General features: G+C 42.8%; 11 protein-coding genes. All 11 read right to left on the bottom strand.

Going from position 1 to position 14,989, the window contains the following annotated elements; translation table 11 throughout:
- Positions 1-377: 377 nt before the first annotated feature.
- A complete protein-coding gene (locus tag F824_RS0116125) occupies positions 378-860 on the bottom strand; it encodes a c-type cytochrome (protein ID WP_019598959.1) in 483 nt (160 codons plus the stop codon).
- A gap of 18 nt (positions 861-878) precedes the next feature.
- On the bottom strand, positions 879-1,529 hold the full coding sequence (locus F824_RS0116120; RefSeq protein ID WP_051107570.1) for a tetratricopeptide repeat protein: 651 nt from the start codon (positions 1,527-1,529) through the stop codon (positions 879-881).
- Between the two features lie 10 nt (positions 1,530-1,539).
- Entirely contained in the window at positions 1,540-2,886 is a 1,347-nt protein-coding gene (locus tag F824_RS0116115; RefSeq protein ID WP_019598957.1) for a tetratricopeptide repeat protein, read from the bottom strand.
- The gene (locus F824_RS0116110) at positions 2,871-5,048 is read right to left on the bottom strand and encodes an urea transporter (protein WP_019598956.1); all 2,178 of its coding nucleotides are present in this window, start codon (positions 5,046-5,048) and stop codon (positions 2,871-2,873) included. The genes F824_RS0116115 and F824_RS0116110 overlap by 16 nt, the downstream gene beginning before the upstream one ends.
- 17 nt (positions 5,049-5,065) lie before the next feature.
- The gene (locus tag F824_RS0116105; RefSeq protein ID WP_019598955.1) at positions 5,066-6,424 is read right to left on the bottom strand and encodes a type III PLP-dependent enzyme domain-containing protein; all 1,359 of its coding nucleotides are present in this window, start codon (positions 6,422-6,424) and stop codon (positions 5,066-5,068) included.
- 18 nt (positions 6,425-6,442) lie between these two features.
- The gene (locus F824_RS0116100; protein WP_019598954.1) at positions 6,443-7,489 is read right to left on the bottom strand and encodes an ATP-grasp domain-containing protein; all 1,047 of its coding nucleotides are present in this window, start codon (positions 7,487-7,489) and stop codon (positions 6,443-6,445) included.
- A complete protein-coding gene (locus tag F824_RS0116095) occupies positions 7,476-7,733 on the bottom strand; it encodes an HPr-rel-A system PqqD family peptide chaperone (protein WP_019598953.1) in 258 nt (85 codons plus the stop codon). Before F824_RS0116095 ends, F824_RS0116100 begins: the two co-directional genes overlap by 14 nt.
- A gap of 723 nt (positions 7,734-8,456) precedes the next feature.
- Entirely contained in the window at positions 8,457-10,091 is a 1,635-nt protein-coding gene (locus F824_RS0116090; protein WP_022582190.1) for a SulP family inorganic anion transporter, read from the bottom strand.
- A gap of 10 nt (positions 10,092-10,101) precedes the next feature.
- Positions 10,102-11,979 (bottom strand): proton-conducting transporter transmembrane domain-containing protein, encoded by a 1,878-nt coding sequence (locus tag F824_RS0116085; protein WP_019598951.1) that lies wholly within the window; start codon positions 11,977-11,979, stop codon positions 10,102-10,104.
- 3 nt (positions 11,980-11,982) lie between these two features.
- The gene (locus tag F824_RS0116080) at positions 11,983-14,475 is read right to left on the bottom strand and encodes a YbcC family protein (RefSeq protein WP_019598950.1); all 2,493 of its coding nucleotides are present in this window, start codon (positions 14,473-14,475) and stop codon (positions 11,983-11,985) included.
- Between the two features lie 86 nt (positions 14,476-14,561).
- Entirely contained in the window at positions 14,562-14,978 is a 417-nt protein-coding gene (locus F824_RS0116075; protein WP_019598949.1) for a hypothetical protein, read from the bottom strand.
- Positions 14,979-14,989 lie beyond the last annotated feature (11 nt).

Here is a 14,989-nt window from a genome sequence, read left to right as displayed (position 1 = left end):
TTTCAGAAAAGGAAAACATACCTTGTAAGATATTAATGGAAAATTGGTTTCTTTTTATTTAGGCCCCAAAAAAGTCTCTAATTATTTTTCACGCGAAATCCAGATCGGCTGCTGCCATATCATGAATTTAGAGGGTAGTTTTTGATTAAAACAATCTGCCACCAAAAGGTAGACTTAGTTCCCCCTGCGGGCTCCAGGATTTCGCTAGGGGATGGATGTTAATATCAAAAATGGGATTGGTCTCAATTTTATTGCACAATCTTACTTCTGATTATCCCATTTTATCCTTCGAATTTGAAATTAGAGAATTTAGAATTTAGAATTGAATCTGGGATCTGTTTTGAGGATGGGAGTGAAATAATTGACCCGATTTTTTTTCAGTTTCTTATTTGATTTTTTTTGAATGTATCCCAATCTATTTTCCATGCTTCGGAAGAAAGGTCATTGTCGTAGATGTAGTTGACGATCAATTCCAAATCTTCCTGTGGGATGACAAGCGATGGCATCAAGCCAAAGTTTCTGATAGCACCTCTCATTTTGGTTTTGTCTTCGCTGGGGTTTTTGACAAAATTGAGGATGCTTGCGGTAAATTCCTCCTTGGTAATATCTTCTCTGTAATAGTGCTCCCTAACTTTGAAAATCGGTGGAGCCAATCGACTTGCATGTCCTCCTGTCATATCTGGATTGTGACATGAAAGGCAATTTTGATCCAATAATTTTAAAGCTTTGAGATTATCAGATTTGCCCGACGAAATTTCAGGTGTTTTTGGAGATGGGCCTATATACTTTAGGCCAAAACCAAAAAGAAACAGGGTTGTCATCAATACTGTGAGCAATAAATTGGTTTTTCCAGCTTTCATTTTTTTTTAAATAAGGGATTACTTGATCAATTTCAAACCTTCGAGGGCTGATGGGTCATCCGGATTGTTCATCAGTACCTTTTGGAACAATACTTTTGATTCTCTGCTCTTCTGTAGGTTTAATTTGTTCCAAGCCAATAAAATCAACCCATCATAATCAAAGGGATATAAATTGACTACTTTTTCCAGATAAGGGTCGGCTTTGTCATAGTTTCCCCTGTTGTAATAGATTAGTCCGAGTCTGTAATTGACCAAAGAATTCTGTGGGTCTACCTGAAGAATTCTTTGATAGATTTCTTCTGTTTCAGTCCATTTCCCCTGTACCGAAAGCGGAAGTACCAATCCGAATTTGGGTTCGATGGCATAAGGCTTCAAGGCAACTGCTTTGGAATAATAATCCTCCGATTCCGGAAGCTGCCCAGCCAGATAGGTCAACCAGCCAAGTCTCAGGTTTAGTTCGTAGGAATCGGTCTGATAAACCGCTTTCAAGGATTCAATGGCACCCTTGAAATTCTCGTTTTTTTCAAGTGAATAGCTCTGCTTGAATGCATCAATAATTTTGTCCTGAGCAAAGGTGCCCATACTTATGGTTCCGGACAGCATTATTGTCAGGAAGATGGATTTAGTGCTAAAAGTTAGCCTCACGAATTTTTTTGATATTTTATTCATCACTTGAGTGTTAGAATGTCCATGATAGGGTGCCTGTAAGGGATTGTACATTGTATTTCCTTTTATTGAAACTTTCATTTCCCGATGTGGGGAAAAATTCACTTTCATTCATAAGTATGGAATAGTCTAGAATCAATTTCAGATTTGAGAGAGGAAGGAGGATGAATCTTCCGCCAAATCGCTGCTTGATGGTGTCCATCCTGTTAAAAATCAAGAGGCCATCGTTCATAAAGAAATTATTCATATTCCCAATTGTTCCATAACCTTCTAGCCAAAGCCAGGAAGTTGTCCTGAAACCAACTTGCTGATCGAAAAGAGAATTATTTATTGTATTCCCATTTCCGAAATCCTGTTGATGGTATGAAATTGTTGATGTGGTGTAAAGGTTTTGATTTCCAAACGGATAGAAGATTACTTTCGCATCGCCTTGGTTTTGCCTGAAATTGGAGAGAGAGCCACGATAATAAGAAGCGCCAAGAGTTACCCTGTTGAATCTTTTGTAAATCGATAAAAATCCCACCAAATCATTTTCTCCTACATTGGAAGTCACGCTGCTTTCTATAGGTCTTCCTGGTGGGCCGGCAATCACCTCTGTGGTTACAGGGAAATTCTTTCTGATGTAGTGGATTCCCCCCAATAGGGTGAGTCCTTTGGTTAAAAGAACGTTTCCTGCCACATAGTACTGATGCAATGTTGAGGAATAGTCACTGTCCAATAACTGCTCGCCATCCAACTGGTTATATACCAAATGATTGACTTGGAGATAGGAATAAGCTTGATACAGTGAAAATCTCCGGGAGATATTTAATCCCACACCCAAATAATAATAATTGTGTTGATTTGGAATAAACTGGGCACCATCTATTTCTTCAGGTAATTTTGCTGAAAACCCGTCAAGAATCGAAGGATCGATCTGTCCGGTATAGTTGTATGCCAAATCAATTTTCCCAAGAAAAGGCACCTGTTCGGTGTGGGTCTTTTTTTTCAGCTCAGGTGAAAAATCCTCAGCCATCAGCCTGGCGTCTGCCGTTCTTCCGGCAAATAAGTAGGCATAATACAGGTATTCCTGAAGGTACGCTTCCCCGTCGTTCATTTCTCTGGCAATTTCCATTTGGCGGATAGCTTCATGGAAATTGCCTTTTTCATAATAGGCTATTCCCATTCTTACCCTCAAATAATAATAATCGATGCCATTTTGGATGGCTATTTCGCCCTCTTTGATCAGATCGTCCCAAGCTTTTTGCTGGAAAAGCTGGTATGTCAGGGCGTCAACCTTTGGCAGACTTTGCTGGGCTGAGAGCTTTTGCGTAAAACCCATCCCCAATATCATGATAAATAGGATCAGCTTGCGGTACATTTGGCTTTGGTTTGGAAGCGTTTGTTTTGGAATTGAAATCTTTGAAGTCCATCAGCATTGATCAGGAATTGGAAAGTGGAAGTTTCTCTTTCTTTTCCAAATGCTGACTTGATGACCTTCCCATGAAGCTCGATGGTTTGTTGTCCCAGCCCTCTTGCTTTATCCGGGTAGGTAAGGAGATATTCTCCTTTTAAGTACCGATAAAATGGTGCGATAAAATCCTGAATGAATATCCTGTTGGGATGGAAGGCCATATTCACAGGGAAACTGTCTTTCAATTGGAGTCTATTGGAATATCCAAAACTGATTTTATAGGCCGCCAGATAGAATTGATAGAGCATAGACTTTCGGTTTCCAACAAAATGGATAAAATGTAGCGTGCCTTCATCCAATTTGAAAAAGGCTTTGGAACCGGTCTCCTTACATTCAAGAAAAGTATTGAGCAAATAATCTCTTTTCACCTCCCAAGTGACTTTTTTTCCGTTCTCAGTTTCCCAGTTGATTTGGTTTCCAATGACAAAAGAAAAGGCCTTTTTCAGTTGTGGATTCGGAGTCAAAGTAGAAACTTTGGCTTGCATGGGAGGATTGCCCACGGCCTCCAATGTTTCCTTTTTCCCATATTTCATCCAAAAATCTGAAATGGGATAATCTATGGTTTTAGAACCGATAAAAGGAGTGGCTTGCAACTGAAAATGGAGGTGCGGATAGGCGGAATTTCCGGAATTACCAGATTTGGCGATGATTTCTCCTTTAAGAACTTTGTCACCGATTTTTGGCAATATAGAGCCTTTTTTCAAGTGGCTGAGTTTGCTGAATAAAAACTCCGAATGCTTGATCACCAAGGTATTGCCCCAGTTTTTGTCCAGATTTCTATTTCCTATTGGGTTGTCTTCGATATCATTGACTAGGGTTTCGACCACACCATCTGCAGGAGCCAGCACATTTTTGTCAAAGCAATAATAGTCTGTGGGAAAATCTCCTTCATCCTTGTAGGTTTTGCCCTGTTCATCTTGGATTTCAAAATCCCAGGCATGTTTCCAGTCGTCCTTGTGGGTGTAATTTCCATTATGTCCTTGGGTCACTGTCCATTCCCCAAAAAAGGGCAGATAGATGGGGAAGGGACTGCCTTTGCCAAACCTTTCCTGGAAACTGAGGAAGTTATATAGATTTTTTTCGGGCGATTGCTGGTGCCAGAAAATGGTGCTCAATCCGATCCTATTGTCCACCCTGAATTTCAGGCCATATAAAAACAACAAAACAGTCACATTGAATGGAAATGAGTGTACCGGTAAATAAAACAGATTGAAAACCTGCTGTAGGGAAATACCGATCACAGCAGTGATGGGTATAATAAAAAGCAGGCTTAAATAGCTGCTTTTATTGGGGATGATAAAATATCCCCCCAAAGCAATGGCTGTCAGGATATAATTGAACCCGATGTAACTGTAGGACACTTCTGAGAAAGGAACCCCTAGTAAAATGTAAAATAGATAGGCGATATAAAAACCCAACAGGGAAAGGGTAAAACCAATCCTTGAATAAATCAACAGCCCAAGGGAAGCGAAAAAACCTGAAAAAACATTTTGTTGGAAGAAAATGGCGCCAATGGAAAGAAAGTAGGCTTTGAGAGAAGTATGAAATGGGATTTGGTTCCACCATTCATACATCGTGACCAAATGCCTTCCTCCGAGGAGATATAATTCATTCAGAACATAAACGCCCCTTTCGCTTAATCCCAAGGATTCAAACTCTCTTGTAGCCAGCCTTAGGATCCAAAAAACAAGGATAAAAGGCAAACTCAGAAAAGGAAGTCCATATTTTCCCAATATTCCCTCAAAAGAAAGCGATAGCAGTACTGTCAGCATTCCTGAGATAATCACCAAAACCAAAAGCAGTGCGCTTGGTTGGAAATATATGGATAAGCCAACACCCACGAGAAGGGAATTGAATCCATAATACCCCTGCCGGATATTGTGTTCATACAGGCCTATGAAATATCCGGTAAACAATGCGGTTGTCACCGAAATCAGACCATATAATCCAACATAGAAATCCACGAAAGTCAGGACCAACAGGATGATTCCAAACCATTTGTTATTGGAAAAGAAAACCTGAGCGTAGCTGTTGAAAAGTGCTTCCGGAAACCATGCAAGTTTTTTCATGGTGCTATCCAATGTGTTTATAGGTCGAAATTTTTTAGATGCTCAGGTGTGAGTTCCTGGGAATTGATAGTTTCAAGCGTTTCGTTTTTTCTGATCAAATGAGGTTTCCCATTTGCATCAAGCAACACTACATTGGGCCTCATGCTGATGAATTGTAGCCATTGGGTGTTGTTATAAGCCCCAACTCTTTTGATGACATATTGGTCCCCCTTTTTCAGTAAAGGAAACATGATATTCCCCCTAATGACATCAATATTCATACACAATGGTCCGTAGATGGTGGTGTCTTCTGTCTGTTCGGAAACAGGCTCAACAGGCCTGATGTCATGTTCGTACCAAAATGCGGTAAACAATATATTGACGCCCGCATCAATAATCGTAGCTCTTCTGCCATCGGCCAGTCTTTTGTTGGCGAGAACCGAACCTGCCAAGTAGCCTGCATCGTCAATCAGGGCACGGCCGTTTTCCAATATCAACAAAGGCAAGTTATCAGGTTTGATTTCACTGCTCATCAGTGCAGAAGTAATGGCCTCGGCAAAATCATCAAATGATGGTGTAGTATCTGTTCCGGGATAATATGCACCTTTCAGGGTGTTTTTCGAGGCAAATCCACCCCCCATATCAATATATTGGAGAACATGCCCATGTTTTTGTTGCAGTCTTACTGCCAGCTCAGCCAACTTGGAAGCGGCAATTTTGTATGCATCAGTACTCATCATGTAGGTACCGATATGGGTATGCAGACCCAATAAATCCAGTTTTTTATTGGCCATTATGCGGTTAAGGGCATCCCAGGCTTCTCCATTTTCATAGTTGAAACCAAACCTGTCCCAACGTGGATAAATGCCCGTATCCATATTGACACGAATGGCAACTTTGGGTTTCACTTCAATTTCCTTTGTGAGAGAAATGATTTCATACAATTCATCAAAATGATCGATATGGATCAGGGAACTGTTTTTGATGGATTTTGCCAAGTCTTCCCGACTCTTGTCCGGACCGTTGAATATGATCAAATCGCCTGGCACTCCATTCTTTAGAGCTTTGTCGTACTCAAAGCCTGAAACTACCTCCGCCCAAGATCCTTCCTGATGAAAGACATTGCAGACGGCATTGAGGTAGTTGGTCTTGTATGACCAGGCAAATTGGACTTTGGGATACCTTGAACTGAATGCCCTGAAGGCATTCTTGTATGTTTTTCGGATCGTGGATTCAGAGATGATGAATAAAGGAGAACCGTAAGATTCGATTAAAGATTTTATGGAAACGTTATCAATATGGCTGATGGGTTCCAATTTGTGAGACATGCCGTATTTGCTGGGCAGACCGGCATTGATCTGCTGTATGATGGGTCTCTCAAAGATTAATTTGGTCATGGAAGTAAAAATTTTTGGTTAAAGTTCTCCTTTGGTGGAGAGCTGTTCAAATTCTTTCAGGTCGCAGATCATGTCATAGGAATACCGGATGAACATTTTCCCGACTTCGTAATGGGTGAAAGGTTTCACCTTCTTTCCCATGGCAAGCATTACCAGTGCTTCTGGTAGATTTTGTCCGGCAGCAACGGCCAGATACACCCATGCGGGCAACCTCGGATTGATTTCGATCATGTAGAGTTCATTGGCGGAAGTTCGGATAAGTTCCAATTCCATACCCCCTCTCCATTTGGTCTGCAAAATGATTTTATGCGTCAAATCCATCATAACGGGGTCTTCCAACGTGATTCCGCCCCAACCTTTCCCTTTATCGGTGATATACGTTTTGCGCATGGGTACTGCACCGACAGTATTGCCATTCCCGTCTCCAAGAGCCACTACATTTACTTCTGTGCCTCTGACAAATTCCTGGATCACTATGGGAAGTCCCCATTTGGCTGCGATTTTATTGAAATAAATCCCTACCTGTTCGAAATCATAAGCGATATAGGCATCATAGAATTTCCCCTTTACCACAACGGGATAATCGAATTTGTCTTCGATTTTTTTGAAATCCATGATGCTGCCGATGGGCTCACTGTAAGGGACTTTGACGCCATATTTTTCTCCGTATTGAGGCAGGTTGGATTTATGCCTTTCCTCAAACTGCTGAAGGGTGGGGAGAAATGTCCTGATGCCCATCTCTTTCAGAATCTTTTCTGATTTCATGAACGTGAAAAGCTCGGAATCAAAATTGGGGATCAGCACATCAATGTGTTCCTTTTCATGGATGTACCTGATTCTTTCCAAAAGTGGCTCTACACCATCGGAAGGGTAGGGCACCTTGTAGGTTTTATCCACCAGTTCATGCATGTAAGGACCGGGTTCAAGGTTGTCGTATACCAAACCAATGATTTTCGCATCAATTTTAAGAGAATCCCTCAATCCTCGGATGACAGGTATTCCAGGCCCGGGGTTGTCTATATTGTTTAAGCCGGATAATGCGACATTTAATTTAATCTTCTCCATGGTTCTCGGTCAGTCTCATTTGCTTGAGCATAGAAGTGAAGTCGTAAAAATACCTTTCGAAGGATTCCCCATCCATTTCATATTTTGCTGACATCTCCTGAAGTATCTCTTCATAGGATTTCCCGGATTTGATCAACTGTATTATTTCCAATCCGGTGGGGTTCAATGTATAGGAATCTCCCGTGCCGGGGTCGAAGACAAAGCCAGAATCACTGATGGCTATATTTTTTTTGATTTTCAGCATGGGAAGGAATTTTAAGAGGTGCAAATAGAATTTTGAAGGTAGTTTTATCTAGTGGGAGTTTGTATGACTTTAGTCACATGATCGAAAAAATCTATAAGTCTTGAATTTTTTGGTTTTCAGTAAATCGAAGGAGAGTGTATTTATCATTGATTTGCCGGTTTAGGAAGAGGGAAATAGAATGCATAGGGACTCGATTAATATCTGGGGCAAGTAGTTGTCAGGCGTTAAGCGTAGTGTCCATTAGCCCTTTTTATTCTTCGAATTTGTCATTCGAATCAATAACCTTCGCATGAAGCCTTTATTCGTTTTTGCCTTTGCTATATGAAATGGCTTGTTGCATGAATCTTTCCATGGTGAAAACGGAAATATTTGAGTGTAGTAGAAACTACATCCAGTGGCGGACTAGGTCAAGTCTCCACTGCGCCTTCCTATCCTTCGAATTTGTAATTCGATTAGCAAAATCATTTAATAGAAGCCTTCATTCGTTTTTCCTTTTGCCATTAGAAATGGCTTATTGCGTGAAGCTTTTCATGGTGAAATCATCAATTTTTTTGGGTGTAGTAGAAACTACACCCCGCGGCGGTGAGGGAAGTTTATATCAAGAATGGTTATCCTCCCATCATTATTAAAGAATCTCGCTGCTCATTTTATCTGTTTTAATAATGAAAAAAAACAAAAATCGGGTGTGGTCCATTCCACACCCGACATCTTTTGAATTGACTTTTAAACCACAGGAATTTTCTTGGTTTTTCTACTTGAAAGGTCATGGTCTGAAACTTTCTGCAAATGGCTCATCCCCTTGATATGGAAATGCCCTCCATCGTTTTCATAGGAATGCTGATACTGGTGCAGGTTTTCCATCACAGTGTGATCCACAAGGTTGGCATTGGAGAAATCAATGCTGATTTTTTTGCCTCTTGGGAGTGCGTCCAGGGATTTTTTCAATTTGATATAATTGCTGAAAACCGCGGAGTGGAATACGTCCACGGTATATTCCTCATCTTCGCTTACTGTCACAGTAAAGAGGGGTTTGAAGATGTATTTCAGCGGCAATCCATTGCTCAGGTGCATGATGATTTTGGTCAGAATACCCACTCCGATACCGATCAGTAAGTCTGTCGCCAGGGTGAAGATGATCGTGACCAAAAAAATGGCCAGTTGCTCTTTCCCGATCTTATAGGTATTGTAAAACTCCTTGGGAGCGGCCAAACGGTATCCTGTGTAAATCAGCATCGCTGCCAGTGCCGTCATGGGGATTTGATGGATGAGATTTGGGAAGAAGGCGACGAAAATCAAGAGAAACAAGCCATGGAAAACATTGGACCACCAGGTTTTTCCTCCGTTGTTGATATTCGCAGAGCTCCTTACGATTTCTGATATCATGGGTATTCCCCCGATAAATCCTACCAAAGTATTGCCGATCCCCACGCCAAGCAGATCCCTGTTCATGTTGGATTTTCTTTTATAGGGATCCAATACGTCAATGGCCTTGGAACTCAAGAGAGATTCCAAACTGCCCACCAAGGCAAACATGATGATGTATTTGATGGAGGTTCCTGAAAAAACCTGAGAAAAATCCGGAAAGGTGATGGCTGCAAGGAGATTGTCTGGCAGGGTGACCAAGAATTTTGGACCGATCAGGTATTCATGGTTGTCCAAAAACAAATACGTGTGCTCATGTTCCAAATCAAAATATCTCCCGATGGGAATGGCAACCAAAATAACCAAAAGAGGTGCTGGGATCATTTTGATATACTTGTTTTTGAATAGGGGAAACAAAAACAAAATCAACAAGCTGATGACACCGATAATGGCAATTTCAGGGTTCATTTCAGAAAACCCCTTGGGTATTTCTGCCAAAAGCTCCAAAGTTTCGGTGGCCTCTGGTTTGACTCCCATCAGGGTGAAGATTTGCTTGGATGCAATGATGATTCCGATTGCCGCGAGCATTCCGTGAACAGCTGCAGAGGGAAAGAAATCTGCCAATACACCGGATTTGACCAATCCGAAAATCACTTGCAGGATCCCGGAAACCACGACAACTGCCAAAGTGAGTTTGTAGCCAAGCAGAGCATCTCCTTGGCCAAGTTCGGTGACGGCACCGAATGCAATGACGATCAATCCTGCTGCCGGCCCTTTGATGGTAAGATTGGAACCGCCAAAGAAACTGACCACAAGTCCACCAATGATGGCGGTGAATATTCCTGCTACTGGAGGAAAGCCGCTGGCCATGGAGATGCCCAGACAAAGTGGGAGGGCAATCAGGAAAACCAAGAATCCTGAGGTAAGATCAGCCTTCCAATTTTGACGAAGTCCTGACAAACCGGTCAAAGGGATTTCAATTTTGTGATTTTTCATGAGTATAGTGTTAGGAAGATTTAAGCGCTTTTTCGTGGAAGTTTTTGACATGCGGGCCTAGAAAAAGGCGGGCATAAATGCGGATAAGGGCAATGCCTCCTATGATGAAACTGACGGAATCAAAGAAAGCCAAGAGGAATTGGTCTTCATGGATATGGCTGAAGATCAGATCCACGCCGATAAAGGTGGGGGAAATCGGAAAACCCATCAGCCCCAGCGCCGCAATCAGGAAAATCAGCGAAAGCTTGGGATGCTCATACACATGTCCATAGTATTGGTTCAGGTCAAAATATTGCTTTTCTTTTTTAAAGAGATTTTCGAGCGCCAAATAACCAATGATCCCGAATACGATCACCCCACTGAGGTAAATCCAAGTTTGATGGATATCGAAGGTTTCGTTGAATGAAACTGCCAGCGCAATCCAGAAATGATTGGCAATGATGAGCATCCAGGCAAGCCGTGGGTAGATTCTTTCTGAAAAGGCCTTGAAGACCAGCATCATCCCCAAAAAGGCAAAAAAGCCCGGTAGGAAATCTCTGATGGGAGGGTAAATGTATTCCTGGTTGAAATACAGGAATAAGCCCAAAGCATAAATCGGGAAAAAATACAGCAGGAGGTTTCTGGGGGTCAGGAAATCCAACTTTCTCCCGATTTTTTTGATGGGTGAAAAAACCCAATGGTTGATGAAATTGTCCAGATTCCATTCCTTGAGGGAAAGCACATAAAGACTGAATTCCAATCTTTTGGGGAAAGTATCCTCCAAACTGATTTCCTTGGGCTTGAAATGATAAAATTGATCCCGGATCATATAGGCCACTACAGATGGGGATACCAGTAATTGGTAAGTTCTGAGAAAGGCATTTCCTGCAAAGTGCACCAGTGCCAATGTTTCCCAGCCCAATGCGACTTCCACGAACATCAATCCAATTTGCGCGATGGAGGCGTAGGCAATTTGCGTCTTGATCGTGGATTGCACCCTTGCAATCGAATAGGATACCAATGTCGTGAGCAAGCCAACCGTCCCAATCAGGATCCTGGCCGACAGCTGATGCTCCCAAAAGGGAAAAGTCCGCAAGAGCAAAAACACCCCGAAATGAACGGAAAGGGATCCATAGAAGATTGCACTGGAAGGCGTGGGGCCCTCCATCGCTCTGGGAAGCCAGGAGGAAAAGGGAAGTTGGGCAGACTTGGCCGCCGCGGCTATCAGCAGCCCAATGGCAATCATCAGTCCGACTCCTCCATGCTGGGCCATTTGTGCGCTGACCAATTCGGAATTGTTGAATTTGATGAATGCGATGTTTTCATGCCAGAAGTGGTGACTGGCCCACATGGCCAGGATAATTCCAATATCTCCAATCCGGTAAATTGAAAATACCTTGACGGCATTTCTGACCGGAATGTACCTGTTCCGGTAAAAGGCAATCAGCAGAAACGAAGAAATCCCCAGCATTTCCCAACCCAAAAACAGTGTTTCAAAATTGCCGGACAAAACCGTGAGGTTGTAAGCAAGAAAGAAAAACAACATCGTGTTGAAAAACCGCTTGTAACCCTCCTCCAGGTGCAGATAAAACCTGCTGTACCTTGTGATGAGGAAGGTGACAAATGCCCCCACAAACAAATAAACTGCCGTAATGCTGTCAAAATAAAAGTCCAGCAAAAACTGGTATTCGCCGTTGTTGTAGATATCCAATTCCCGGATATTGATGGGATGCATGCCCTGAATGATCCAATAGACAATGTAGCCTGACACCCCGATCAGTTGAAGACTTACCGTAAACAGAGCAACACGCGATAGTGGACGTTCGTTATTTCCTGAAAGCAACAGGGAAATCAGGAAACCAATCAGTGGAATCAAGACAAATGCGCTGATGATATATTGATTTTCCATAGTTTAAGCGAGGAGGTAAACCGGTAGATTTTCTGATGTTGTTTCCAAAATGACATCCAGATTGGTGACTTTTTCAATCTGCTTTGTGACAGGCTGGTAAAGAAAAAACTGACCTCCCTTGAAATAGAATGCATTTTTGGAATCCGGATGGATGCAGACCATCCTTACCCATTCATTGATAAACCACTCATAGGTAGCGGCATGGGATTGGATGGCATTGAGAATCACCTCTGGATAATGTTCGACAGTGATCAAAATCCTCAAGGGATCATGGATGTTGACCATTTGCAGTGGTAATCCCGTCCTGAGGTCACCGTCCATGCCGTTGGCAACCCCGATCAAACCCATCACATTGTGGGGCAGTTTGCTTCCGGCACCCAACTGCTGGTTGTCCACTTTAGAGAAATAATATTCAAGGTTGATTCCCCCACACACTGGAGCGACAGCTTTGAGGATATTGAAAAGATATTTCCCCTCGGGATCTATACGATGGTCGTAGGAATTGAGAAAAGCCCTTTTGTCAAGGAAAAGGTGTCGGTTGTTTTCCCGTTTGCCCACGACACAAAGGGCGTTGGTGGCGTGGTTCCATTCCGGTCTGGGCTCGAAAAGAGACATGGCCCGCAACTTCACTTTATCGTGGATTTTTTTTGCGTCGTCTTTGGAATTGATCGTATTGAATCTTCTGGACCTTTCTTTGGCATTGAAATCTAGGGCTATTTCGAAAGTCTGGACGTTGTTGGCATGAAGGAGCCTGTTTTTTTTCACCAAGATATCCAAGTCATAAAACTCCATTTCATCCCTTGTGGTGTCATGAAGGCCGCCGATAAATTGGGTTTCATCGGGAATCTCTATTCCTCTGGTTTTCAAAATTGTCCTGACAGCTTTATGGTTGCCGATATGGGCAATGGCCCGGGCATTGACCGAACCGGCACGGCCACTGCAGGCGCCACAGTCATAGCCCGCATAGTGGGTATTGTTTACGGAGCTGGCACCATGCCCCATGACATAGACCAATGGTGCAAAATTATTGACGAGGCCTATGCTTTTGAGTAATCCTTCCAAGCTGTTGGCCATTTCTTCGACAGTGAAACCAACTTGAAGCCCATGGTGCCTTTGATCGGGATGTATACATTCGATGCTCAATTTCCCTTTTGGATCCATGTGATTGAAGGAGGAAACCATGGCGGGAGTGGGCCCGGGGCGGAAAATATTCTTGGCGATCTTGATGGCGGACCAGAAGCCCATGGTCTGAGAAATAAACCATGCCCCGAAAACGCCCTTGGAATGTTTGCTGAAATGGGCATCTTTTTCATGCCGTATTTTGGCCCCCGACTCTTTGATCACATGAATGGGGTCCACCGGAGCCGGACAAACCTTGGTCATGAACTTTCCGTGTTCCGGTTGAAAATAAAAGGGAATGTTGAAAAACCCCGCTGTCCCATAGGTCTGACAGTCTGGCGAAAACCGTTCTATATATCTCCTGATGGAGCAGCAGCGGTCGTCAATACAAAACATTGCCTGGAAAGAGGGCCTGTCTTTTTCGGCTTTTTTTGCATGACTCAGTTGCAGACCTTTGATGACTTGGTCATAATAGGTCCATTCGAACGCTTCTTGCCATAGGGAGTGGATTTGTAGGATTTCCGAAGGCTGGGAGGCTTCGAATATGCCTGGCATTTCTGAGGGAATATGCTTGGCCAAAGCAGTCCATTTAGTCCCCCTTCTCCGGTCCAAGGCATCAATTTCGAGTAGACATTCCAGAAAAATCAAGTCATGCAAGGACACTTTCTTTTTGTCCAACAAGCGTTCTGGATGGTTTTCAAGACCTGCAACCATCCCAGACCATCCTGGATGGGCAAATTGCTGGTCAAAAAGATACTGGGAGTAGCGTTCTTCATTCCCTACCAATAGGAAGAGTAAATCCTCTAAACGGGTTTTGGTAGAAAATAACAATTCTCTGGATCTGTCACTTTTTATGAAAGTGGAAAAACTGTTTTTTTCAAGGATTCTCACCGCAGACAAGAGTCCTTTCGATTCAGATGGGAATTTCCAGATGGCGATTCCCTGATCGAGGTAGCTGCTGACAATCCGGAATAGGGTGTTGTGCACTTCCTTGTCCAGGTTGAGATTGTAGTTTTCTCTCCAGAGCTTCCTCAATTTGCCCACCTTGGGTTCCGGAAATTCTTGGGGAGCTTGGTGAATCAAAAGTTGTTTCCAGTGCTTCAGTTTCTCGGCACCTTTATGCTCGGTGATGATCCTGTCCAGAATTTCATCATTGATTTTGCCAGCATGGTACAATTCCCTATATTTTTCGAGTCGCCAATACACCTTGTATCCAAAGTTTTCGGAAGCGATCTGGATTCCCTCGTGAAAGGGCAGATGTTGGTAAGCGTGCAAGGTGTTGTGGTGAACAAAGTCCTTCAACGGGGACTGTGCGGGCAGGTAATGACCCAATTCATGGAGTACATGAGTAAGGCTTGATGACACGGGCTGCGTCATAAAAGTTTGGTTTTTAGTTTGAAAATAGGAAGTGCTTTGGGGAACCTAATGGTTTCACCCGGTATGCATAAACTTCAAAAAAAAACTTAGCCCAAATGGATTTTAAGGCAATGAAAAAGAAGATAATAAGGGTTTTTTCCTTTATGGATTGGGATTTTTAATGCGGCCATCTCAGCACCTGAGATTTTATAAAAAGCTGTTGGATAGCCAACAAAAGAAATGTCGTAGGAGAAGTCGACATTGATCTCGGATTCGGCCCGCTCTTCTTTTTGTTGCTCTTCCCAAGTAAACAAGTTTTTTGATTCTTTTGAGTTGGAATGGGAATGGTCAATGTCAAGTTGAGTTGTCAACCGGGTATCGGTTCCGTGTGATCCATTCGTCGAAAAAGCTTGGCTAAATCGGGGGACACTAGACAAGAAAAAAATGAATAACAACAAAGCAAGGAGGCTCAACCTGTCGTTGTTGAGGAGTGCATTGTAAGCTATCGGTTGCTTTGTCTTCATTATGATAATAA

Source organism: Rhodonellum psychrophilum GCM71 = DSM 17998 (assembly GCF_000381545.1).
GTDB classification, from domain to species: Bacteria; Bacteroidota; Bacteroidia; order Cytophagales; family Cyclobacteriaceae; genus Rhodonellum; species Rhodonellum psychrophilum.
Note: the sequence above shows the minus strand (reverse complement) of the source record. Positions and strands in the feature narration are given on the sequence as shown.